General features: G+C 66.5%; 17 protein-coding genes. 12 read left to right on the plus strand and 5 right to left on the minus strand.

What is annotated here, in order from left to right:
- Nucleotides 1–261 precede the first annotated feature (261 nt).
- From ABD848_RS05845 to ABD848_RS05865, 5 genes are all read left to right on the plus strand, one after another.
- The gene (locus ABD848_RS05845) at nt 262–885 is read left to right on the plus strand and encodes a PadR family transcriptional regulator (protein WP_344968141.1); all 624 of its coding nucleotides are present in this window, start codon (nt 262–264) and stop codon (nt 883–885) included.
- 94 nt (nt 886–979) lie between these two features.
- On the plus strand, nt 980–2,059 hold the full coding sequence (locus ABD848_RS05850; protein WP_344968143.1) for an inositol-3-phosphate synthase: 1,080 nt from the start codon (nt 980–982) through the stop codon (nt 2,057–2,059).
- A gap of 362 nt (nt 2,060–2,421) precedes the next feature.
- Nucleotides 2,422–3,000 carry a hypothetical protein gene (locus tag ABD848_RS05855; RefSeq protein ID WP_344968145.1) on the plus strand — a complete coding sequence of 193 codons (579 nt, stop codon included), beginning with the start codon at nt 2,422–2,424 and terminating at the stop codon, nt 2,998–3,000.
- Between the two features lie 154 nt (nt 3,001–3,154).
- On the plus strand, nt 3,155–3,478 hold the full coding sequence (locus ABD848_RS05860; RefSeq protein ID WP_344968147.1) for a hypothetical protein: 324 nt from the start codon (nt 3,155–3,157) through the stop codon (nt 3,476–3,478).
- Between the two features lie 342 nt (nt 3,479–3,820).
- Nucleotides 3,821–4,228: a thiol-disulfide oxidoreductase DCC family protein gene (locus ABD848_RS05865; RefSeq protein ID WP_344968149.1), complete on the plus strand. Its 408-nt coding sequence runs from the start codon at nt 3,821–3,823 to the stop codon at nt 4,226–4,228.
- Nucleotides 4,229–4,491: 263 nt separating this feature from the next.
- On the opposite strand, the gene ABD848_RS05870 is transcribed toward ABD848_RS05865, so the two are convergent.
- The 4 genes from ABD848_RS05870 to ABD848_RS05885 all read right to left on the minus strand — a co-directional run bounded on the left by ABD848_RS05870 (nt 4,492) and on the right by ABD848_RS05885 (nt 13,009).
- Nucleotides 4,492–6,291, minus strand: a complete 1,800-nt coding sequence (locus tag ABD848_RS05870; protein ID WP_344968151.1) for an acyl-CoA dehydrogenase — start codon at nt 6,289–6,291, stop codon at nt 4,492–4,494.
- Between the two features lie 675 nt (nt 6,292–6,966).
- Nucleotides 6,967–10,533 (minus strand): DNA polymerase III subunit alpha, encoded by a 3,567-nt coding sequence (gene dnaE, locus ABD848_RS05875; protein ID WP_344968512.1) that lies wholly within the window; start codon nt 10,531–10,533, stop codon nt 6,967–6,969.
- Between the two features lie 351 nt (nt 10,534–10,884).
- Nucleotides 10,885–11,304 (minus strand): type II toxin-antitoxin system death-on-curing family toxin, encoded by a 420-nt coding sequence (locus ABD848_RS05880; protein WP_344968153.1) that lies wholly within the window; start codon nt 11,302–11,304, stop codon nt 10,885–10,887.
- Nucleotides 11,305–11,629: 325 nt separating this feature from the next.
- A complete protein-coding gene (locus ABD848_RS05885) occupies nt 11,630–13,009 on the minus strand; it encodes a CCA tRNA nucleotidyltransferase (protein ID WP_344968155.1) in 1,380 nt (459 codons plus the stop codon).
- Between the two features lie 735 nt (nt 13,010–13,744).
- On the opposite strand from ABD848_RS05885, the gene ABD848_RS05890 reads away from it, so the two are divergent.
- The 7 genes from ABD848_RS05890 to trxA all read left to right on the plus strand — a co-directional run bounded on the left by ABD848_RS05890 (nt 13,745) and on the right by trxA (nt 23,032).
- Nucleotides 13,745–16,267 (plus strand): DUF6049 family protein, encoded by a 2,523-nt coding sequence (locus tag ABD848_RS05890; protein WP_344968157.1) that lies wholly within the window; start codon nt 13,745–13,747, stop codon nt 16,265–16,267.
- Nucleotides 16,268–16,442: 175 nt separating this feature from the next.
- Complete coding sequence (gene murJ, locus ABD848_RS05895; protein WP_425567445.1) at nt 16,443–18,167, plus strand: murein biosynthesis integral membrane protein MurJ; 1,725 nt, start codon at nt 16,443–16,445, stop codon at nt 18,165–18,167.
- Nucleotides 18,168–18,597: 430 nt separating this feature from the next.
- Nucleotides 18,598–20,118 (plus strand): protein kinase family protein, encoded by a 1,521-nt coding sequence (locus ABD848_RS05900; RefSeq protein ID WP_344968159.1) that lies wholly within the window; start codon nt 18,598–18,600, stop codon nt 20,116–20,118.
- Entirely contained in the window at nt 20,115–20,744 is a 630-nt protein-coding gene (gene sigM / locus ABD848_RS05905) for an RNA polymerase sigma factor SigM (protein ID WP_344968161.1), read from the plus strand. The genes ABD848_RS05900 and sigM overlap by 4 nt, the downstream gene beginning before the upstream one ends.
- Complete coding sequence (locus ABD848_RS05910) at nt 20,741–21,580, plus strand: hypothetical protein (protein ID WP_344968164.1); 840 nt, start codon at nt 20,741–20,743, stop codon at nt 21,578–21,580. The genes sigM and ABD848_RS05910 overlap by 4 nt, the downstream gene beginning before the upstream one ends.
- Nucleotides 21,581–21,719: 139 nt before the next feature.
- Nucleotides 21,720–22,652, plus strand: coding sequence for a thioredoxin-disulfide reductase (trxB, locus tag ABD848_RS05915; RefSeq protein WP_344968166.1), 933 nt, complete (start codon nt 21,720–21,722; stop codon nt 22,650–22,652).
- Nucleotides 22,653–22,708: 56 nt separating this feature from the next.
- The gene (trxA, locus tag ABD848_RS05920) at nt 22,709–23,032 is read left to right on the plus strand and encodes a thioredoxin (RefSeq protein WP_344968168.1); all 324 of its coding nucleotides are present in this window, start codon (nt 22,709–22,711) and stop codon (nt 23,030–23,032) included.
- A gap of 108 nt (nt 23,033–23,140) precedes the next feature.
- On the opposite strand, the gene ABD848_RS05925 is transcribed toward trxA, so the two are convergent.
- On the minus strand, nt 23,141–24,088 hold the full coding sequence (locus ABD848_RS05925) for a ParB/RepB/Spo0J family partition protein (RefSeq protein ID WP_344968170.1): 948 nt from the start codon (nt 24,086–24,088) through the stop codon (nt 23,141–23,143).
- Nucleotides 24,089–24,095: the final 7 nt, after the last annotated feature.

Genomic DNA, 24,095 nt, shown 5'->3' on the forward strand with positions numbered 1-24,095 from the left:
GTGGCGGGAAAAGTGCTGTCGGGCATGATTGCGGCAGCTCAGCGCCTCCGCGACCGGACACGCCCAACCGGGCGTGAGACGGATGGCGGCTGCGGTGTTACGAAGGCAACGACGAAGACCGATGTATCGAACCGATATAGTCAATTCGTACAAAACACGTGAGCGGACCTACCGCGAGTGTCATGGCCTGATCCGGCCGGGCGTGGCACCACCGACGATCAACCACGGCGTCATACGAGACTGCGTAAGGGAGGTGTCCGGATGAGCGCGAGCCGCGCCCGGGTGCTGGAGCTCGCTGTGCTCGGCGCCCTCAATGAAGCGCCGCTTCACGGCTACGAGCTGCGCAAGCACCTCAACGGTGAGCTCGGGGCCTTCCGGGCGTTCTCCTACGGCTCGCTGTATCCGTGCCTGCGGGACCTGCTACGCCGCGGCCTGGTCCGCGAGGTGACCGGTGACCCGCCCTCCGGTCGGGGGCGGCGCTCGCGTATCGTCTACCAACTGACCCCCTCGGGTAAGGCGTGGCTGGAGCGGCTGCTGGCCGAACCCGGCCCCGCGACCCTCGACGACGCCTGTTTCGGCGTGCACTTCTCACTGTTCTGCCACACCAGTTCTGACGTGCGCCTGCGCATCCTCGAAGGACGCCGAAAGCGGATGCAGGAACGGTTGGAATGGCTGCGCGAGCGGGTACGCACGGCCGCGGCCCGCGGCGACGACTACGGGATCGAACTACACCGTCACGGCGCCGAGTCAGTGGAACGGGAGATGTACTGGCTCGACGACCTCATCGTGCGTGAGCGCGGGCGAGCCGGGCAGGCGGAGATGGAGGGCTCCGCGACGTTGCAGGCGCGTCCGGGCGCTCCCCCGCCGGCGGACCGATCAGTATGAACCGCGGCGAGGTTTCCGCCGCAATCGGGCGCGCGCCCGCCCGTTGGTGCGCCGCCTTTAGTCCACGTCAGTAAATACGAAGGAGCAAGGGTCAATGGGTTCGGTGCGCGTAGCCGTCGTGGGCGTCGGCAACTGTGCGGCCTCGCTCGTCCAGGGCGTCCACTATTACCGGGACGCCGATCCGCAAACCCGTGTACCCGGCCTGATGCACGTCCGTTTCGGGCAGTACCACGTGCGGGATGTGGAGTTCGTCGCAGCGTTTGACGTCGACGCCAAGAAGGTCGGTCAAGACCTCTCCGAGGCGATCAAAGCCAGCGAAAACAACACGATCACCCTGTGCGACGTGGCACCGACCGGCGTATCCGTGCAGCGCGGGCCGACGTTCGACGGTTTGGGCAAGTACTATCAGGAGACCATCGAGGAGTCCCCGGAAGATCCGGTGGATGTGGTCGCCGCTCTCAAGGACGCGCAGGTCGACGTCTTGGTGTCGTATCTACCGGTGGGATCGGAGGAGGCCGACCGATTCTACGCCCAATGCGCGATCGACGCGGGTGTGGCGTTCGTCAACGCCCTTCCGGTGTTCATCGCCTCCGACCCCGAGTGGGCGGAGAGGTTCACGGCCGCCGGGGTGCCGATCGTGGGCGACGACATCAAGTCGCAGTTGGGCGCGACCATAACGCACCGGGTCATGTCGAAGCTGTTCGAGGATCGCGGCGTCATCGTCGACCGCACCTACCAGCTCAACTTCGGCGGCAACATGGACTTCATGAACATGCTGGAACGCGAGCGGCTGGAGTCGAAGAAGATCTCCAAGACGCGGTCGGTGACCTCGCAGATCCCGCATGAGCTCAACGCCGGATCGGTCCACATCGGGCCGTCGGACCACGTGCCATGGCTGGACGACCGCAAGTGGGCCTACGTGCGGCTGGAGGGGCGCGCGTTCGGCGACGCTCCCGTCAACCTGGAGTACAAGCTAGAGGTGTGGGACTCCCCCAACTCCGCCGGCATCATCATCGACGCGATCCGGGCGGCCAAAATCGCCAAGGATCGGGGGATCGGCGGGCCTGTCCTGTCGGCCTCCTCCTACTTCATGAAGTCGCCGCCGGTGCAGTACTCCGACAGCGACGCCCATAACGCGGTGGAGAGGTTCATCGTCGGCGAAGCCGACCTCTGAGGTCGTCTCTTAACCAGGATGGCGGCGTAACGGGGGAATCGCCGCACCACGGCCTTGGCCGGCTCACCAGCCACACCGGCCTACACGTGGCCACCGCGGGGCCTCCCCACAGCCCGGGCCCCGCGGCAATGCCGGTCGCTATGCTCATCGGGTACCTCTCCAGGCGCCCTGGAGGCCGAACGTCATAGGGACCGACGATGCACCCACCCCCCGACCCCCACCAGCCGCAGCAGTGGCCACCCCCATCTCCCCCGGGACCGCCTCCCCCACCCGGCCCGGGATATCCACCGGGCGGGCCACCGGGGTACCCCCCGCCCAAGGAACCTCCCGGGCCGCCAGCCCCCAAGCGCAACACCGGACTGGTGTTGCTGCTGGTCGTCCTGACGTTGGTGGTCATGCTGGTGGCCGCGGTGGTCGGGACGTGGCTGCTGTGGAGGGGGTCCGCTCCCGAGCCGGTCACGGCTCCCACTTCGGCCGAATCGCAACGCGACACCGAGCGGTCGCCGCCGGCTTCGTCCTCCCCCACAAGCGACGCGCCGCCCCCATCGGAGCCCGCGGAAGAGACGGGAAGCTACGCGGGCACGATCCCCGCCGCCGTCGCTGGGGACTGGACCGGCGAGATGACCCAGTACGGCCCCCAGGGCGAGGTCGTCAGTTCGTGGACGCTCACCCTGCACCTGCCCGAAGGTCAGCAGGAGGCGAGTGGAACCCTCGACATCGGAAACGGGGTATGCGAGTGGGAGATGACGGTCACCGAGGTGACAGACGGCGCGGTGAGCTACGACTACACGACCGTCTCCGATCCCCAAGGCATCTGCGTGGCCGCCGGCCTGGTAACCACCAAGCTCGACGACTCCGGCGAACTGGCCACCAACGTCAAGGTGAGCTGGGGGACGGAAGGGATGAGCACCGCCCAGGGCACCCTGGCGCGGGTCTCGTAGAGATGTCGTCCTGGCGTTTTGTCGCCCTGTCTCCAGAGTGACAAAACGCCAGGCGAGCCGCCAGAACCGTACGTAAAGTGTTTATTCCATCACTTATAGCGGAATCCCAATCGCGTAAACACATAGTGTCCTCGTTCCGTGACACGGAGCCTCCATGCGTGGTTGGGAGCGCCTCGCCGCCATGACGGCTGCGGCTGTACTGTCCTCCTCCCTGCTCGCTCCAGCGCCAGCCTCCGCGCTGGCCCTGACCTGCTGGACCGGCGTCCACCACAACAACGACCACCACGGTTTCGCCTTCTGTAGCAACGACACCAACCGCACGTACACGTTCCGCGTGGTAGTCGTCTGCGGTTGGGCACCCGATGTAAAAGGCAACTGGGTAACGCTGCGACCGGGCCAAACCGGCCAGTCCGACGGGGTCTGCGCGTTCTACAGCACCGGAGTCGGCTCGGTTGGGGTCGACGAACGGGCAGTGTGACCCCCGCGCTCCCCGACTCCCCCGAGCTTGTTGTGAGGGCGTGTTCCGCCCGTCCACGCACCAACGCCGCAGCCGACAACCGGAGGTGAGCCGGACGCTTGGGCCGGTCACCCCGGGCCCGCCACCGCGCCTCCTCACGCCGCCACGGCTGGCACCCGGCCCAGGAGTCTCACCGCCGTTGGGAGAAGGCAGGGCAGGCCGCGTGGCCAGGTACACCACTGACCGGTCACCCTCATAACCAGACCATCGCCCCCGCGACGACCGGATGAATCGGGGGAACAAGCGGCACTGGAACGTTGCCGAGACGGTCCCACCGGGTAGCGGGGCAGTGGAGGTGGGAACGTGACAGAGGTAGCGCCGACCCTGATCTACGACGGCGACTGTGGGTTTTGCACCCGCAGTGCCCGCCAGGTCGAACGGCTTCCCGTGCGCGTGCGGCTGGCACCGTGGCAGACCAGCGACCTCGCCGCGCTGGGCATCCCCGAGGAACGCGCCCGGCGCGAGGTGGTGTGGGTCGAACGGCCCGGCCCGGTGCGCGGCGGCGCCGCGGCCGTCGCCGAACTGTTCAAGCACTGCCGCGGCCCGTGGCGCCTGGTCGGGATCGCGATGACGCTACCGCTGATCCGCACGCTGGCCGCCTGGGTGTACCGGCTGGCCGCGCAGAACCGGCACCGGCTGCCCGGCAGCACTCCGGCGTGCCAACTCCCCGCTGAGCAGCGCCCCGGAGCCGGCGGCGGCCGGCCACGGTGAGCCGACGCGCCGTTGGCTACGGCACCGCACTCTTGGGATTGCCCCCCTAAGCTGCCGAGATCGCGAAGCGATCGAGGCACGAGCGAACAGGCGGCCCCAACACCACGCGCCGCCCCCTCACCTCTTCGAAAAACAGCGCGTAGCAGCGAACCCGGCGGCCGGCAGGTCGGTGAGGCGTCATGTCGACACGGCGCCACTACGCCGGGAAATGTCGACATGACGGCATCCCGCTTCCCGGGCGGGGATTCCCTCCCCGGGAGGCGTCAGAACCAGCTCTCGGCCATGTCGAGGGTGGTGCGGTCGAGACTGGCCAACAGGTCGAGTTGCGGGCCGGTGCGCGGCAGTTCGTGGCGGAAGAAGAAGCGGGCGGCCTGGCGCTTGCCGTCGTAGAAGTCGCCTTCCTTGCCGTGGGCGGCCAGCAACTGCTCCAGCCAGATCCAGGCCACGACCACGTGGCCGACGGCCTCCAGGTACACGCTGGCGTTGGCCAGCGCGGCCTCGGTGTCACCGTAGCCCCACACCTGGGTGGTGACGGTAACGACCCGGTCGATGGCCGCCTGTAGCCGTTCGCCCAGTTCGGCGGGCTCGTCGCCGGCCTTGCGCGCCTGTTCCACCGTGGTACCGATGCGCTCGGCCAGCAGCGCCAGTCCCGCCCCGTCGCGCATGGTGACCTTGCGGCCGAGCAGGTCCAACCCCTGGATGCCGTATGTGCCCTCGTGGATCGGGTTGAGCCGATTGTCGCGGTAGTGCTGCTCCACGTCGTACTCGCGGGTGTAGCCGTAGCCACCGTGCACCTGGATGGCCAGGTTGTTGGCCTCCAGGCACCACTGTGAGGGCCAACTCTTGACGATGGGGGTGAGCACGTCCAGCAGCAGCCGTGCCTGCGCACGCTCGTCCTCGGACTCGGCGCTCTTTTGCTCGTCGAGCAGTCGGCCGCAGTAGAGGACGAGCGCCAGCGCCCCTTCCACGTAGCTCTTCTGGGCGAGCAGCATCCGTTTGACGTCGGCGTGCTGGATAATCGGCACCTGGGGCGACCGGGGGTTCTTGTCGCCGACGGGACGCCCCTGCGGCCGTTCTTTGGCGTAGGCCAACGATTTGAGGTAGCCGGTGTAACCCAACGCCATAGCCCCCGCCCCGACCTCAACTCGAGCCGAGTTCATCATGTGGAACATGTAGCTCAACCCTTGGTGGGGGGCACCGACGAGGTAGCCGACCGCTCCGGGACGGCCGTCGGGGCAGTGGCTGCCCTCGCCGAAGTTGAGCAGTGTATTGGTGGTGCCGCGGTAGCCCATCTTGTGGTTGAGCCCGGCGAGGACGACGTCGTTGCGTTGCCCGAGGCTGCCATCGTCGTTGACCAGGATCTTGGGGACGATGAAGAGGGAGATGCCCTTCACGCCGGGCGGTCCGCCGGGGATCTTGGCCAACACGAGGTGGACGATGTTCTCGGACAGTTCGTGGTCGCCGGCTGAGATCCACATCTTGTTGCCGAAGAGCCGGTAGGTGCCGTCTTCTTGCGGTTCGGCGCGGGTGGTGATGTCGGCCAGCGAGCTACCGGCTTGGGGTTCGGACAGGCACATGGTGCCGAAGAAACGCCCCTCCACCATGGGCCGTACCCAGGTGTCGATCTGCTCGGGCGAGCCGTTGGCGAGCAGCAGGTTGGCGTTGCCCACGGTGAGGAACGGATAGGCCGCCGTCGCGATGTTGGCGGCCTTGAACCAGGCCGCGCACGCGCTGGCCACCATGTGCGGCAGTTGCATGCCGCCGACCGATTCGTCCATGCCGCCGGCGAGCAGTCCGGTCTCGGCGAAGACTTCCAGTGCCGCTTTGACCTGGGGCGGTTGGTGGACCCGCTGGCCGTCGAAGGTCGGCTCGTGGGCGTCGCTGTACTTGTTGTGCGGGGCGAAATGGTCGGTCGCCACCTGCTGCGCCAGGTCGAGAACGGCGTCGAAGATCTCGCGGGAGTGCTCGGCGTAGCGCGGACGCTGGGTGAGCGCTTCGACATCGAGCCACTCGTAGAGCAGGAAACGCAGGTCGTGGGGGGAAAGGAGGAGGGACGACGACACAGGACTCCTCTCGGGATACGAGCTGGATGCTCGACGTCGACAATATACCGACTAGTCAGTATGGCACTATGAGTCGCCTCCTCCCAGCCGGGGGCCGATCGAACCGGTCAGCAGCAAGGCCACGCTCGAAGCGCGGCGCACGGCCCCTTCCGTCACCGCCCTCTCGCCCCAGCGTCGCCGAAGGGGGATGGCCCCGCCACGAGAGGAATGGTGTGCGGCCACCTCAACGGGGAGCTACATTGCTCGCTTCGGGAAACCGGTGGCGCGGAGGGGGTTCCTACTCAAGAAACGCTAGATCACATGCTCGATGGATGGACTAAGCACCCTGTTCTCGCCGGAGAGCGCCACCGGCGAGGAGCGGCCGATGCACAGGGGAACGTGGCCCCATATCCTCACGACAGGAGCTAAAAGCAAACTTTCGCCGGGCAATAAGCGGTCACTGGCACGAATTGTCCCGATCGACGAGCGACAACGCACCTCGGAACACGTCCGAGGAGGCCTCTCCCTCGAACGCTGTTTCCGGCCGGGCCGCGATCCGACGACGCGGGTTACGGCGGCCCGGAAAACACGCGATCGAACGGGAAAGGCAGTGGTGACTCACGCCGTCGGCAGCGGTCCCGGTCGCTGCGGCCGGGACCGCTGCCGACGCGCCGTTCACCGTGCGGCGCGCTCGCGCTAGTAGAGGATCGCGTCGGGGCCGAGCAGGCTCTTGATCTCGCCGGAGAACGCCGGCCCCGGCGTGACAGAGTAGTCGGGCAACGCCATGAGCCGCGTCTTGCGCGGGTTGGTGACCTTGAGCCGTACCGGCGTCTCACCACTGTGCACGGTCAGCGTCTGCTTCAGCTCGGCCACCAGGTCGCGGGTGATCGCCTTCTCGGGCAGGGTGAGCACGATCGGCGGCTCCCCCTCGTCGGTCGCGGCGTCGGAGATGTCCAGCGGCGACATGTCCGACGCGAACAGCGAGTAGGTGCCGTCACGCTCGTTGATCCGCCCCTTGACGGTGATGGCGGTGTCCTCGATGAGCGCCTCGGTGTAGAGCGGGTAGGTCTTGGGGAAAAACAGCACCTCGATCGAGGCGTCGAGATCTTCGACGGTAACGATCGCCCACTGGTTACCCGCCTTGTTCACCCGCTTGTCGACCTTGGAGATCAGCCCGGCGATACGCACCTCCTCGTTGGCCTTGCGCTCGCCGTTGACGACCTCCAGCACCGAGGCTTCGCGCGATCGGGCGAGGATGCGCTCCGTGCCCGACAGCGGATGGCTGGAAACGTAGAGCCCCAGCATCTCCCGCTCGAAGGCCAGCTTGGTCTTACGGTCCCATTCCTGTTCGTGCCACGTGATGTTCAACCCGATCGGGCCTGCGGCCTCGCCGCCCTCGTCGTCGCCGCCGCCGAACAGGTCGAACTGGCCGTGCGCCTCCTGGCGCTTCGCCCCGATCATGGCCTCGACCGCGGTCTCGTGGTGGTCGCAGAGATCCTTGCGGGGCTGGCCCAACGAGTCGAACCCGCCCGCCTTGATCAGGGACTCGATGACGCGCTTGTTGCAGGCCGTGGCGTCGATCTTGTTCAGGAAGTCGACGAAGGAGGTGAACTTCCCCTTCTCCTCGCGAGAGTTGATGATCGAGTCGACGACGTTGGCGCCGACGTTGCGCACCGCGCCCATGCCGAACCTGATGTCCTTGCCGACAGCGGTGAAGCGCAGACCGGACTCGTTGACATCGGGCGGCATGACCTTGATCCCCATGCGGCGACACTCGGCCAGATAGACCGCCATCTTGTCTTTGTCGTCACCCACCGAGGTCAGCAGCGCCGCCATGTAGGAGGCGGGGTGGTTGGCCTTGAGGTAGGCGGTCCAGTAGGAGACGATCGCGTAGCCGGCGGCGTGGGACTTGTTGAAGGCGTAGCCGGCGAAGGGGAGCATGACGTCCCACAACGCCTGCATGGCCTCTTCGGAGAAGCCTTTCTCCAGCATCCCCTCCCGGAACTTGACGTACTCCTGCTCCAGGGCCTCCTTCTTCTTCTTGCCCATGGCGCGGCGCATCAGGTCGGCGCCGCCGAGGCTGTAGCCGGCCAACTGCTGGGCGATCGCCATCACCTGCTCCTGGTACACCAGCAGGTGGTAGGTCTCGCTGAGGATCGGATCGAGCGCGTCCTTGAGCTCGGGGTGGATGGGCTGGACTTCCTTGCGCCCGTTCTTGCGGTCGGCGTAGTCGACGTGGGCGTTGGCCGCCATGGGGCCGGGCCGGTACAGGGCGTTGGCCGCGGTGATGTCGGGGAACTCGGTGGGCTGCATGAGCTTGAGCAGCGTGCGCATGCCGCCACCATCGAGTTGGAACACCCCGAGCGTGTCGCCGCGCGCCAGCAACTCGTAGGTCTTCTTGTCATCGACTGCCAGGTGCTGCAAGTCGATGTCAATACCCTCGTTGGACTTGACGTTGCTGATCGCGTCACCGATGACGGTGAGGTTGCGCAGCCCGAGGAAGTCCATCTTCAGCAGGCCCATCTCCTCGCACTGCGGGAACGGGAACCCGGTGATGATGGCGCCGTCGGTGTCGCGCTTGTGCAGCGGGATGATGTCGATCAGCGGCTCGGCCGAGAGAATGACGCCGGCGGCGTGCACGCCGGTGCCGCGGGTCAGCCCCTCCAACCCCTGCGCGGTCTCGACGACCTGGCGCACCTGATTGTCCTTCTCGATGAGGGAGCGCAGCTCGGCCGCCTCGCCGTGACGCTCGTGTTCCTCGTCGAAGATCGCCGAGAGCGGGATCTCCTTGCCCTGGTTGGCGGGCGGGAACGCCTTGGTGATCTGGTCGCCCAGCGAGTAGGGCAGGCCGTGGATGCGGGTGGAGTCCTTCACCGCGGCCTTGGCCTTAATCGTGCCGAAGGTCAGGATCTGGGCGACTTGCTCCTCGCCGTAGAGCTCGGTGACGTAGCGGATCATGTCACCGCGCTTACGCTCGTCGAAGTCCAGGTCGATATCGGGCATGGTGACACGTTCGGGGTTGAGGAACCGCTCGAACAGCAGCCCGTGCTTGAGGGGGTCGAGGTCGGTGATCCCCAGCACGTAGGCGATCATCGACCCGGCTGCCGAGCCACGGCCGGGGCCGAGGGCGATGTTGTTGTCGCGGGCGTACTGGCAGATGTCGGCCACCACGAGGAAGTAGGCCGGGAACCCCATCTCGTTGATGATGTGCAGCTCGTGGTCGATACGCTCGCGCACATCCCGACTGGCACCCTCGGGGTAACGCTTGGCGATGCCACGCTCGACCATGGTGCGCAGCCAGCTCGCCTGAGTCTCCCCCTCAGGCACCGGGAACTTCGGCATCAGGTCACGGTGGGCGAAGACCTCGTCGTAGCCGCCGGGCTCGACCCGCTCGGCCACCAGCAGCGTGTTCTGGCACCCCTGTAGCCAGGCGTCGAAGGAGTTGAGCCCCCGCATCTCCTCGGGGGTCTTGAGGTAGTAGCCCGAGCCGTTGAACCGGAACCGGGTCGGATCGTCGAGGTTCTTGCCGACGCCGACAGCCAGCAGCGCGTCGTGGGCCTGGGCTTGGTCCTCGGTGACGTAGTGGGAGTCGTTGGTCACCACCGGCGGCAACCCCAGTTGCTTGGAGACCTTGAGCAGGCCGTCACGGACCTCGCGCTCGATGTCGATGCCGTGATCCATCAGCTCGACGAAGACGTTGTCCTGGCCGAAGATGTCTCGAAGGCTGGAGGCGTACTCCATGGCCTCCTGCTCCTGGCCCAGTCGCAGCCGCGTCTGCACCCCGCCCGAGGGGCAGCCGGTGGTCACCATGATCCCTTCGCTGTGCTGCGACATGATGTCCAAGTCCATGCGGGGCTTCATGTAGTAGCCCTCGGTGGAGGCCAGGGTGGACAGCTTGAACAGGTTGCGCAGCCCTACCGCGTTACGCGCCCACATTGTCATGTGCAGGTACCGGCCGCCGCCGGAGACATCCTTGCCGCCTTCAGTGGCGTCGTCGCCGGTGCCGCGGCCCCAGCGGACCCGTTGCTTGTGGAAGCGCGACTCGGGCGCCACGTAGGCTTCGATGCCGATGATCGGCTTGACGCCCGAGCCCTTCGACTCCTGGTAGAAGTCGTAGGCGCCGAACATGTTGCCGTGGTCGGTCATGGCCACCGCCGGCATGTTCAATCGCGCCGCCTCCGCGAACAGCGGTTTGAGCTTGGCCGCGCCGTCGAGCATCGAGTACTCGGTGTGGACGTGCAGATGGGCGAAGGAGTCGGCCATGACGCGGATACTCCCGTGCGACTCGTGGGACTGATGGTGTGGCACGAGCCTATGACGGTTACAGCAGTGGTGCCGTACTTTCCACTATCGCCGCAGCGACCGGCGGGGTTCAAGCACCATCAGGGAACCTCGTGTTTCGCGTGAAACAACCGGCCACGGGTTGGCCGTACCCCCGATACCAGCGACGATCCGGCGATCCAAGCGGGAAGGCGACCGGCAAGACCACCGCGGCGGGAGGCTGCTCACACCCGTCCCACGCCACACCCCGACATGTCGACAAGGCGCTTTGCGGTCAGCAGCCACGTCAACTCCCCACAAGGCACCCTTCGCCGGTCTTTACAGGGCAAACTCTTAGGCAACGGAGTCGGCCTCGTGGAATGTGCGCAGCACAGCAGCGATAGCGGCAACCTCGTCGAGGTTGCCAGTGCTGACATCCAGGACAAACCGCTCCGCCCGATCCTCCTCAAGTGGCTCTAGCAACGGAAAACCGTTGACCTCCAAAAAAGTGGCCGCACAGTTCCAAGCGGCGCGCTTGTTGCCGTCGACGAAGACGTGGTTGCGCGCCAGGGAATGCATAAGAGCCGCGGCTTTCTCAAAAAGACCGGGATAGTGCTCAACGCCGAAGAACGAAGAGCGCGGACGATGGGCCGCGCTCTCTAGCAAACCATAGTCCCGGATCTCTGCGTCGCCTTGCCCTCTCTGGCGTAGGCTCACACTGGTGATGTCGACGACCAACTGCGCCGTCAGATAGATGACGGGGGCAGCGGTCATCTACTGAGCGAGCCTCTCGTTCAGCCCTGAAGATATGCGCGCGACCCGGGCCGCAGCTTCCATGACGCGCCGATGATGGATGCTGGACAAGATGCTGTCATGAGCCAGCCTCTTGACGCTGGTTCCCTCCGCCCTGGCTGCTTGGCGGAGCTGCTCCATCTCTTCTTCAGAGAAGTCGATGTTGAGCGCAGGCACCCTCAACCACCTCATTCGGCACCGGATTTGGTACCAGTATATAGCCGAGCGCAGGTCGCGGCCTTCCGGCCACAGGCAGGTGAGACCGCCACACCCCGACATGTCGACAAGGCGCTATGGCGGTCGGGCGCTATTCGACGTGCTCGGCGGCCCAGCGGCGCAGTTCTTCGGTCGCGGCCTCCTTGCCCATCGGGCCGTTCTCCAACCGCAGCTCCAGCAGGAACCGCCATGCCTTGCCCACCAGCGGGCCGGGGCCGACGCCGAGGATCTGCTGGATCTCGTTGCCGTCAAGGTCGGGACGGAGCTTGTTCAGCTCCTCCTCCTCGGCTAGGCGCTCGATGCGGCGCTCGATGTCGTCGTAGGCACGCGCCAGCGCCGCGGCCTTGCGACGGTTGCGCGTGGTGCAGTCAGCGCGGGTGAGCACGTGCAGCCGCTGCAAGAGAGGACCGGCGTCGCGCGCGTAGCGGCGCACCGCCGAATCCGTCCACTCCCCTTTGCCGTAGCCGTGGAACCGCAGGTGCAGCGCGACCAGCTTGCTGACGTCGGCCACAACGTCCTTGGGAAAGCGCAGCGCCGAGAGCCGGTTCTTGCTCATGGAGGCTCCCACCACCTCGTGGTGGTGGAACGTGACCCGGCCTCCCTCGCCGAACGAGCGGGTCTTGGGCTTGCCGATGTCGTGCAACAGCGCGGCCAGGCGCAGCACCAGGTCCGGCTGCATACCGCGGCGCTCCTCCAGCTCGATGGCTTGGTCCAGTACGGTCAGCGAGTGCTCGTAGACGTCCTTGTGGCGGTGGTGCTCGTCGATCTCCAGCCGCAGTTTGGGGATCTCGGGCAGCACATGGCGCGCGAGGCCCAACTCCACCATGAGCTCCACGCCCCGCCGCGGTTCGGGACTGAGCATCAGCTTGCTCAGCTCGTCACGGACCCGCTCGGCCGAGACGATCGTCAGCCGATCGGCCATGCCGGCGGCGGCCTCCCTCACCTCGGGCGCCAGCGTGAACCCCAACTGGGCGGCGAAACGCACAGCCCGCATGATGCGCAGCGGATCGTCGCTGAAGGAGTCCTCCGGTTTGCCCGGAGTGCGCAGGGTGCTCTCGGCCAAGTCCGTGAGCCCGCCGAAGGGGTCGACGAACTCCTGCCCCGGCAACCGGACGGCCATGGCGTTGACGCTGAAGTCGCGCCGCACCAAGTCCTCGTAGAGCGAGTCCCCGTAGCTGACCTCGGGCTTGCGGGATTTGGGGTGGTAGGCCTCACTGCGGTAAGTGGTGATCTCCAGTTGGTGGCCGCCCTTGCGCAACCCCACGGTGCCGAAGTCGATACCCACGGTCCACACGGTGTCGGCCCAGCCCTCGACAAGCTCAAGGATGCGACTGGGCACCGCATCGGTAGTCAGGTCGAAGTCGTGGACCGGCCGTCCAAGCAAGGCGTCACGCACCGGACCGCCGACGACCGCCAACTCATGACCACTGGCGGCGAATCGCTCCCCCAACTCTCCCGCGATCGGCTCCATCGAGCGCAGCAAACCGACGATCGCGCCACGCTGGTCGGCTGTGGGCTCTCCCCCCCGACTTTCTGGGCGAGGCGTCGCATTGGTTTCGGACTCGGGGGCACCCCCCGGAAACACACTGTTCGGCACAGGCACAGAGGTTAGGCCCGGTTGGCGCCTCGTGCGAATCCATTCCACCGACGAGCCTGGTGGAGGGGTGTGGTGTTTCCTCGCCGGATGCTCCGCCCCCTGGGCGGCGCCAAGGCCACAGCGCGACTATGACGACACCGACGTGAAGACATGTCGACATAGCGGTATGTTCCTGCCGGTCCGCCCCGATGGCCTCGACCGGCCATCACCCACCGAGGCTCAGCAGCGCAGGCGATGCGCCGTGCGCGCGCCAGACACCCTTCAAAAACCGCGCCGGCGACACGGTATCGTCACACCCAGCGGGAGCGGATGTCTTGCGGCGGCAGCACGCCGCCGCGGCCTCGGAGAGGTGTCGCTTTGGCGGGGGCTCCCGTGGCACCGTGGGGTGTGCGAACCGCTGCTCCCGCCGACGGCCGAGGCGCGGTAGTCACCGAGACAACCGGGGCGCCAGAGCCGGCGCCAGCGAGGCGGCGCCCCGCTGCTCACGGAGGTCTTACAGCACCACCCCTAACCTGCCAGTGACCGGCGGCCCTCGGCCTCGGCCCCGACGCCCAGACCGCGCGGCACCGCCGGTTAACCATCGTCAACCCGACCGGAAATCCTGAAGGCGTGCGTCGAATTGCTCATCTAGGCGCGGTTATGGCCACGGCCGCGGTACTGGTTCCGGCAGTGGCCCTCTCCCCCGCTGGCCATGCCGATATCGCCCCGGTGCCTCTGGCGGGAGCCGTCGTCCCCACCGAGGAGGAGGCCGGCGCCAGTCCGGTTCTCGTAGACGAGATCACGCCGCAGGCCGCGGACGAGGAGAGCACGGTCCACGTGAAGGGGCGGTTCTCCAACACCACCGGGGACACGCTCAGCGGAGTAACGGTACGGCTGCGCTACTCCTCCTACCCGCTGCTCGGACGGGAGCAGCTCGCCGCCCACGCGGCGGGCGACCGCGGTGACCCGCAGGGGTTCGCTGCCATAGCCGAGGTCGAGAGCGAGATCCCACCGGGCGAGTCGACCGAGTTCAACCTCCGGGTCGAGACAGCCAACTTGGGCATGAGCAGGTTGGGGGTGTACCCGCTAGCGGTCGAGGCGGTCGAGGCCACGGGAGCGCGACTGGGTATCCAGCGCACCTTCCTGCCGTACACCGGCGAAAGCGAACTCGGCTCCCTCGACATCGCCTGGATCTGGCCGCTCATGGCCCGGCCACAACGCGCCGATGACGACACCTTCCTCACCGGCGGCCTTGACGAACAACTCGGCCCCAACGGCCGACTCGGACAGCTCCTGGTAGTGGGCGCCCAAAACGGCAACTTCGGCCAACCGCCCGAGCCCTCCCAGCCAACGCAAAGCGACGAGGACAGCCAAGACGAGGCGGCCGGCGACGGCGGTGACGACGAGGCCAGCGATGCGGGCGACGACACCGCGCCACCGGAGACCGGCACGACCGCAGACCCCAACAAAGTCCCGCTCACCTGGGCCATCGACCCCAGCCTGCTCGCCGATATCCAGCAGATCTCCGAGTCGAGCTATGCGGTGCTCAACGCAGCCGGCGAGGGAGGCGACCCCACAGCCTCATCGGGGCTGGCCGACGTCACCGAGCAGGACAGTTCCACTAACGCGAAGATATGGCTAGAGCAGGCGCGCGCCATCATCGGCGACGATCCGCTCCTGGCCACCCCCTACGCCGACGTCGACCTCACCGCCCTCCTCAACGCCGACCTGCGCGACGACGCGCAAGACGCGCTCTCGCTGGGGCGCGAGACGGTCACCCAGGTCCTGGAACGCTCGGCCGACCCTTCGCTGGCCTGGCCGGTCGACGGGGTCATGAACGAGGAAACCCGCGACCTGCTCGGCGACAACGGCGCCGACACGTTCGTCCTCAGCGAGTCCGCACTACCCACCGGCGACGACCCCGGCGTCTCCGGTACCGCCGTCCCGCTCTCGGCCGAGGAAAGACACGGGGAGGCCACCGCTCTCGTGGCCGACGACCACCTGAGCACACTCCTCGGCCAAAACAACGGCTCCAGCGGCGAAGCACTGATGGAACAGCGCTTCGCCGCCGAAACCGCGATGATCGCCGCTGGCAGCAGCGGAGACTCCCGTCCCCTCGTCGTGGCTCCCCCCCGCGACTGGAACCCCGCTCCCGAAGTGGCCAAAGGACTGCTCGACGCCTCGCAGGAGCTGCCCTGGCTCGACCCCACACCGCTCACCGAGATCCAGGCTGAGGACGCCACCGCGCAGCAGCGACAACAGCTCGCCTACCCCGACAGCGCGGCCGAGGCCGAACTCGGCAGCGGCCAACTGGAGGAGATCAAGCGAATCCGGCGCGAGGTGCGGCTGTTCAACAGCATCCTCGCCGACGACGGCGACCCGCTCCGCCCCGCGATCCTGCGCCTGGAGTCGGCGGCCTGGCGCGAGGAGGAGAAGCTGGCCGCCCGCGCCAGAAAACGGGTCAGCGAGATAGTCGATCACACGATGTCGAAGGTCAGGATCATGGAGGGCGAGCCCGTCACCCTCGCCAGTAAGGAGGGGACGATCCCCATCCTGGTGGCCAACGACCTCAGTGACCATCCGGTCAAGATCCGGCTGTCGGTGATGTCAGACAACGCCGAGCGGCTCTCGTTCGGTGGCAGCAGCAACTACACCGAACTGATCGAAGAGATCGACCCCGGCGGTAAAACCACCGTCTACGTGCCGCTGACGGCCAGGGTCAACGGCCGCACCGTGCTCCACATGACATTGCAGAACTCCACCGGGGAGCCGCTCAGCGAGGAAGAGATCCAGACACCGGTCAACGTCACCGGCCTGGGCAACAGCGCCCTCATCATCAGCGGCGGGGCCGCGCTCGTACTGATCATCGTGCTCGCGCCGCGCGCGGTGCGCAAGTGGCTGCGCAATCGAGCGGGAGCCGGCGACGCCGCCCCCGCCGACCCGCCCGAGCCAGCCCCCGAAGAGGACGGAAACGTCACGGCGGCCGGCGACGCCGCGCCGGAGCAGGACGACGCCACCACAGCACCCGCTATGACGCACAATGGCAGGGGCCCCTCCGACGGCTCGCCCTCCTCACACGCCGACACCACCGGTTCGGATACGGCCGTGCCAGAGGAGAGCGGCGGTACAGATACCGAAGGGTACCGATCCTGACCTCCAGCAACCCCACGATCCGAATGCGTACTCATCCGACTCGCAACAGACGGCGCGCCGGCCGTCACGGGCACTCGGGTCTGGCGGATCAGCCATGACTCCACCCCCTGGCGTGGGTGGTCGGCGCCGACGGCGCGACCGCGGACGCCACCGACGAGGAAGGGAGCCGGTTCCGGTGGCGACTGAGACCACGAACGGCAGCGCCGACAACAGCGATAGCGCGGGAGCCTCTGCGGCGAGCGAGCCGACAGTGACGGCTCCCGAGAACAAGTCGACCGGCGGCATGATGCGCTCCAGCGCCGTCATGGCCATGGGAACCATGGTCTCGCGCGTCACCGGCTTCATCCGCACGGTGGCGCTCGCCGCCGCGCTGGGAACCCAACTCCTCGGCGATGCCTACAACACCGCCAACACGATCCCCTTCATCATCAACGACCTGCTCATCGGCGGTCTGATGGTGAGCGTCATCGTCCCGTTCCTCGTCAAGCGCCGTAAGCGCGACAGCGATGGCGGTAAGGCCACCGAGGATCGCCTGTTCACCAGCGCGGTGCTACTGCTGCTCGCCATCACGACCGTCGCGATCCTGGGCGCACAGGCACTGATCGGCCTCTACGCCGGAGAGTTCACCGAACCACAGGCCGAGATCGCGGTCTACATGGCCCGCTTTCTGCTGGCGCAGATCTTCTTCGTGGGGCTCAGCGGCCTCATCAGCGCCATGCTCAACACCCGCGACCGTTTCGGCGCCCCCGTGTGGGCACCGGTGCTCAACAACCTGGTGATCATCGCCGTGGCCGGTGCGTTCCTGTGGATCGCCGGCCCCGGCCGGACCCCCGAGACGGTCACCCAAGCGGAGCAGACCCTCCTGGGGCTGGGCACCACCTGCGGCATGGCGTTGCAGACCGTGGTGCTGCTGCTGGCGGTGTGGCGAGCCGGTTTCCGCTGGCGTCCCCGGCTGGACCTGCGCGGTTCTGGGCTGGGCGAGGCGCTGCGCACGGCCGGCTGGATGTTCCTCTACACCTGCATGACTCAGGTGAGCTTCCTCATCACCACCAACATCGCCACGCGGGCCGGTGTGGAGAGCGTGCGCGAAGGCACTGAGGTGGGTGCGGGCATCACCGCCTACAACTACGCCTACCAACTCTTCCAACTGCCCTACGCGATCATCGCGGTCTCGCTGATCACGGTGCTGCTACCGCAGATGAGCGGGTTCGCCGCCGACGAGCGCTGGGACGAGGTGCGGGGCGGCTTCTCGCGCACCCTGCGGGTGTCGGCGCTCATCCTCGTGCCGCTGGCGCTGGCGATCGCGCTGTATTCGGTGCAGGTGTCGATCCTGGTGTTCGCACGGGGCAACACCTCTGTGGCGGACGCGGCCAACATCGGCGCCGTACTGGCGGCCATGGCCCTCGGGCTGGTTCCCTTCACGATCTTTCAGCTCATGCTGCGCGTGTTCTACGCCATGGGCGACACCCGCACTCCCGCCCTGATCAGCATCGTCAACACCGCCGTACACGGCACGCTGGCCATCGTCGCCTACCTGGTGCTGCCACCGAGCGACGTCATCGTGGGGGTTGCCGGCGGCTTCATGTTCTCGTTCCTGGTCGGCCTGCTCATCGCCGGTGGCGTGTTGAGCCGACGCCTGGGGGGACTCGACGGGGGGCGTATCCTCGCCACCCTGGTGCGGCTTTACCTGGCCGCGGCCCCCGCCGTGGCCGTGGGGTACGCGGTGCTATGGCTGTTCACCGACACGTTGGGATCTGGACTCACCACGAACATCGGGGCGCCGGTTGTTGGTTGTCTGCTAGGGGGAGCGCTGTTCGTGCTGTTCGCCTGGCTGCTAGGGATCAGTGAGCTGCGATCGGTAACCGAACTTGTACGCACCAAGCTGCCGGGACGACGCTGAGCGTAGATGCCCGGTAATGCCGGTGATCTGGGACGCTAGGGCGAGCACAGCGTAGGTCGGCGGCATCGTTTATCCTCACCCGGAAACGATAAACGGTGACTGAAGTCACAAGTTATGTCGAAAGCGGATGTGCCCAAGATTCGACTGCGCTGATCACCTGGAGCACATGACGGTGGGTAACCACCGGAAGGACCGTTATGCATGTCACGTACGCCCTGCTTGTCCTCCAGAAGGCTCGGTCAAGCGTCCTAGCATGGAACGGCAAATTCTCTCTCCATCACCCGCCTTTTTCTAAGCTGCCCGAAGGGAGGTTGGGGACAAGCGACATGGTCGAACCCCCGGTGGCCCCGCTGGAACCGTCCAACCTTGCCGTCGCCGGTGCCGCCGACACTCGACCATCGCGTCCGTCACTCCCGGCATGAGCACCTTCATGATTGAGCCTGGCGCGCGGCTCGCGGGCCGTTACCGACTCGAGGAACTGGTAAGCGAGACCAACGGCGCCACCCTGTGGAAAGCCACCGACGAAACGCTCGCCCGGTCGGTCGGAGTCTGGACCTTCGCCGAAGGATTCCCCCACACCACCGAGGTGGTGCGCGCGGCACGCGCGGCCAGCCGCATCGCCGACGCCCGCGTCACCCAGGTCTTTGACGCCGACGACTCCGGACCCACCGCCTACGTGGTCGAGGAGTGGATCACCGGCCAGTCGATGGCCGAACTCCTCACCCGAGGTCCGATGGACCCCGAACGCGCTGCGGGACTCGTCGCCGAGGCGGCCGAGGCCCTCGCCGCGGCCAACGCGGCCGGGATCTTCCACCTGTGCCTGGAGCCGAGCAAGGTCACCTGGAGCCCGGGCGGAGCGGTCAAAGTCACCGGCATCGGGGTCGACGCCGCCCTGCGTGGCATCACCAGCGAGCGTCCCGACATCGCCGACGCCCAAGGCATCGGCGACCTGCTCTACGCCGCGCTCACCGCACACTGGCCACGCGGCGAGCGCACCGGACTGCCCGCAGCCCCCGCGACCGGGGAGCGCCCCTACGAACCAGGCCAACTCCGCCCCGGCATCCCCGACCGGCTCAACGACATCATCTGCCGGTCCGCGTTCCAGGAACCAGGACGCGGGGGGCCGCTGACCACTTCCCAGGCCGTCGCCGACGCGCTGGCCGACGTACCGCGCATGGTGCCCATGCCGGTCACCTCCGCCGAGTCGGCGGCCCCACCCCCTGAGACCGGCACCTCACGCCAGTCGGGCGGCATGCGGGTGCCTGAGCAGCACTCCACCCCGCCGCCGCGACGCTCACGCCCTACCCGAGGCACCCGCCGCGCCGCCCGAAAACCGCCAAGGGGCGCGAGCAAAGCACTGCTCGGCGCGGCTGCCTTCGCCGTCTTCGCCGCCGTCGTGAGCGGCGCTTGGGTGCTGGGAAACGTCATGCGCGGCAACGACAACCCGGAGGCCGGCGGGGACGAACCGGCACAGCAACAACCGGCCGGAGTCGACGAGCAGGCCCTCGAAGACCTCACCCCCGCAAGTGCCACCGGATTCGACCCCGCCGCCGGTGGCGACGGCGACGAACACTCCGAGAACGCCGGTCTGGCCATCGACGGTGACCCCAGCACCGCCTGGAGTACCGAAGGCTACAAAGATCCGCTGTTGCACCTCAAAGAGGGTGTCGGTCTTCTCATCGACATGGGCGAGACCGTGACCGTACGTGAGATTGACCTCGCTCTGACCGACGCCGGTCCCGCCGAGTTCGAGATCATGATCGGCGACGAGAAAAACCGCGATTCTATGACCACTGTTCACATCGAGGGTGGGGCCAGTGGGGACGTACCCGTTAAAGTAGATGAACCCACGAAAGGACGCTATGTCGCAGTGTGGTTCACTGATCTTCCCTCCGTCGAAGGCAAATACCGAGGCACAATCCACGAGGTCGAACTGCGCGGGAATACGTGAACACGGTGAAGGACGCTGTTCAGGAGCTCCCCGATAAGGAGCTGTTGTCCAGGCACAACGAGGGCGACGACCAGGCTTTCGGTGAGCTCGTGCGGCGACACCGAGAGCGGATGTGGGCAGTCGCCATTCGTGTTCTGGGCGATCCTGAAGAGGCCGCGGACGCGCTTCAGGACGCGTTCGTCTCGGCCTTCCGCGGTGCGCACCGATTCCGTGGCGACGCGATGGTGAGCACCTGGCTGCACCGCATCGTCATCAACGCCTGCCACGATCGCATGCGGCGCAAGATGGTGCGCCCCGCCACCCCTACCGACGACGCCAACCTCGACATCCTCTCCAACGAACGCGCTAAGGGAGCCTCCGACCCGACCAGCCGCAGCGACGCCGCCATCGACGTGCACGCAGCGCTGGCCCAACTGCCGGAGGAACAACGCATAGCGCTCGTTCTCGTCGACATGGTCGGTTACCGCGTCGACGAGGTGGCCGTGATCCTGGAAATCGCTCCGGGCACGGTCAAGAGCCGCTGTGCCCGAGGTCGCGCGCGACTTCTGCCATATCTCACGCATCTCAGGAACCCTGAAGCTTCGCAAGACGTCACACCTCCGAGAGGAGGTGGCAGGAGATCGTGACGTCTCATATCGATACGGAGACCCTCGCGCTACTGGCAGAAGGACTGCTGGAGGAGGACGAGGAGAACTCCACCCAGGCACATGTGACCGAATGCGATCGGTGCCGCAGCCAGATGGCCGCGTTAGCCGACGTTTCGCGAGTTCTGGCGGAGGTGCCGGCTCCACCACTTCCCGATGGTCTTGTGGACCGCATCGACGACGCACTGCGCCACGAGGCCGAGAAACGCACCGACTCCCCCACGACCGTTGACGACGGACACGGCGTCGTGGTCGGCGGGGAAGTGCTCGCCCTACCGCCCCGTTCAGGGCCGCCACGCTGGCTGCCATACCTGGCTGCCGCAGCCGCAGCGGTCTTTGTGGTAGGCGGCGGAGCGGCTGTGGTCAGCAACATCACCCCTACCGGGGATAAGACAGGAGCGGGGAGCACGGCGTTCCAGGAGGAAACCTCTGAGCGCGAGGCCGCTTCCGCCTACCGTCCCTTCGTCGTCTCCAGCGGCACCGACTACACCGACGACGAACTGGCGGAGCAGGGCGAGGCCGTACTCGAGGACAGCCCACTCGCCAACGGCGCTGAATCGACCGCTGACGGCGCAGCGGAGGAGCCCCTACCCGACAGCCCAACTCTCTCCGGCGACATCGCCACATGCGTTCGAGAGCTGAGCAGCCGTAGTCAGGAACGGCCGGTGCTCATCGACAGGGCCACATATGAGGGAGCACCCGCCTGGATCATGCTGTTCCGCACCGCTGACAGCTACAACCTCCAGGTGATGTCGACCAAGTGCGGTGAGAGCGTCGACCCCGCCGGCGCCACACTCGCCGAAACCACACTCCCGTGACGTAGCCACGATCAGGCCCCGCCACAGCCTCGTCACGCTCGGACGTCGGGAATGGTCCACGCTTACCATCTGTTGGTAGAGAACGACCTTTCCGGTAGCGCCATCCGGCGACCGTACAACTGTTAAGGGGCCTGTAAGCGTGAGCGACGTCCGTAACGTGATCATCATCGGGTCGGGGCCCGCCGGGTACACCGCCGCCATCTACGCCGCGCGCGCAGAATTGCGGCCACTCGTGTTTGAAGGATCGGTGACCGCCGGCGGTGCACTGATGAACACGACCGATGTGGAGAACTTCCCCGGCTTCCCCGACGGCATCCTCGGTCCCGACCTCATGGACAACCTGCGCAAGCAGTCCGAGCGTTTCGGTGCGGAACTGCTGCCGGAGGATGTCACCGAGGTCGATCTTGCCGCCACCCCCAAAGTCGTGCGGGCTGGTAGTGACACCTACTACGCTCAGACCATCATCCTCGCCACCGGTTCCGGATACCGCAAGCTCGGCGTCCCCGGTGAGGAGGAGTTCTCCGGACGAGGCACCTCGTGGTGCGCCACCTGCGATGGCTTTTTCTATCGGGATCAGGACATCGCGGTCGTGGGGGGCGGCGACAGCGCCATGGAGGAAGCGACCTTCCTGACGCGGTTCGCTCGTTCGGTGACCGTCATCCACCGTCGTGACGAGCTGCGCGCCAGCAAGATCATGCAGGATCGCGCGTTCGCCAACGACAAGATCCGGTTCGTCTGGAACAGCGAGGTCTCGGAGGTCCTAGGCGACAAGAAGGTTTCCGGAGTCCGACTGCGCAACCGTGAAACCGGCGAGGAGAGCACGCTCGACATCACTGGCCTCTTCATCGCGGTCGGCCACGATCCTCGTGTCGAGCTGTTCAGCGACCAACTCGAACTCGACGCCGACGGTTACCTCGCTGTCGCGGCGCCCACGACCAAGACGAACATCCCCGGCGTCTTCGGCTGCGGCGATGTCGTCGACCACAGTTACCGGCAGGCCATCACAGCGGCCGGAACCGGCTGCTCGGCCGCCCTTGACGCCGAGCGCTACCTTGCTGAGTTGGGAAGCTGACCCCACTCCTACCGCTTCACCGCAATCCACATTCCATTCCGTTAGGAGAACTCACCGTGGGCAACCTCAAAGAGGTCACCGACGACAGCTTCGACGCTGACGTCCTGAAGAACGAAAAGCCGGTTCTAGTCGACTTCTGGGCAGACTGGTGCGCCCCTTGCCGTCAGGTACACCCGGTTCTCGAAGAGATCGCCTCCGAGCACGGCGACAAGATCGAGATCGTTAAGCTCAACGTCGATCAACAGCCCAACGTGGCTCGGGAGTACGGCATCATGAACCTCCCGACGATCAACCTGTACAAAAACGGTGAGGTGGCGAAGCAGATCGTGGGTGCCAAGCCCAAGCGGCTGCTCCTCAAAGAGATCGAGGAGTACCTCTGAGCACCTCGCAGTAACGCGCCCCTCACGTGTTTCACGTGAAACGGCCCCGGAGAGAAATCTCCGGGGCCGTTGTGCTGCGGTATCCCATGTGGGCTACCGAAACGAGCGCTATGAGCCGCGCTTTTCGGGGTCCATCGTCGCGATGATGCGCTCCAGGTCATCCATCGTTGCGAACTCCACGACGATCTTGCCTTTGTTGCGCCCCATGTTGACCTTCACCCGGGTGTCGAACATGTCGGAAAGTCGACTCGCCAACTCCTCGACGTGGGGCGAGGGCTCCTGCCGCGCAGGGGTACGGCGCTTGGTCGGCTTGGTTTCCCCACTGTCGTCATCGCCCACCGCGATGATGTCCTCCAGCGCTCGCACGGAGAGACCTTCGGCGACGATGCGCTGGGCCAACCGATCTTGAAACTCGGAGTCCTCCACCGAAAGGAGGGCACGGGCGTGCCCCGCGGTGATGACGCCTGCGGCAACCCTCCGCTGCACCGCCGGGGAAAGATTGAGCAGGCGCAGCATGTTGGTGATGTGAGGCCGCGATCGCCCGACCCGCTTGGCGAGTTCGTCGTGAGTCGCCCCGAAGTCGTCGAGGAGTTGTTGGTAGGCCGCTGCCTCTTCCAAAGGGTTGAGCTGTTCACGGTGGAGGTTCTCTAGCAGCGCGTCGCGAAGCAGCTCATCGTCACCCGTGTCGCGCACGATGGCCGGAATCCGGTCGAGACCAGCTTCCTTGCTGGCTCGCCACCGGCGCTCCCCCATGATCAGTTCGTAGCTTCGGGGGCCGAGCTTACGTACGACAACGGGCTGCAACAGCCCGACTTCCGAGATAGAGGCAGTGAGCTCTTCGAGGAGATCCTCATCGAAGTTCTGCCGCGGCTGACGCGGGTTCGGGGTGATCTCACCGAGGGGAAGTTCCTCCAGGTAAGCACCGCTCACCTGCTCCGGCTCCAGAGGGGATGGATACGAGGATTCGCCGATGCCGGCGCTTTCCTCATTTGGGACCGGCCCTTGTGGAATGAGTGCGCCCAGTCCCTTACCCAGACCGCGCCGCTGCTGGCTCACCACCGTC

Source organism: Salinactinospora qingdaonensis (assembly GCF_039539445.1).
Taxonomy (GTDB): domain Bacteria; phylum Actinomycetota; class Actinomycetes; order Streptosporangiales; family Streptosporangiaceae; genus Salinactinospora; species Salinactinospora qingdaonensis.

Bases quoted from the DNA above. Each gene is read 5' to 3' on its own strand.
- dnaE (WP_344968512.1), bottom strand. From the start codon at position 10,533: ATGGCCGACTCCTTCGCCCATCTGCACGTCCACACCGAGTACTCGATG.
- ABD848_RS05880 (WP_344968153.1), bottom strand. From the start codon at position 11,304: ATGACCGCTGCCCCCGTCATCTATCTGACGGCGCAGTTGGTCGTCGAC.
- ABD848_RS05885 (WP_344968155.1), bottom strand. From the start codon at position 13,009: ATGGAGCCGATCGCGGGAGAGTTGGGGGAGCGATTCGCCGCCAGTGGT.
- ABD848_RS05860 (WP_344968147.1), top strand. From the start codon at position 3,155: ATGCGTGGTTGGGAGCGCCTCGCCGCCATGACGGCTGCGGCTGTACTG.
- ABD848_RS05850 (WP_344968143.1), top strand. From the start codon at position 980: ATGGGTTCGGTGCGCGTAGCCGTCGTGGGCGTCGGCAACTGTGCGGCC.
- ABD848_RS05845 (WP_344968141.1), top strand. From the start codon at position 262: ATGAGCGCGAGCCGCGCCCGGGTGCTGGAGCTCGCTGTGCTCGGCGCC.
- ABD848_RS05900 (WP_344968159.1), top strand. From the start codon at position 18,598: ATGATTGAGCCTGGCGCGCGGCTCGCGGGCCGTTACCGACTCGAGGAA.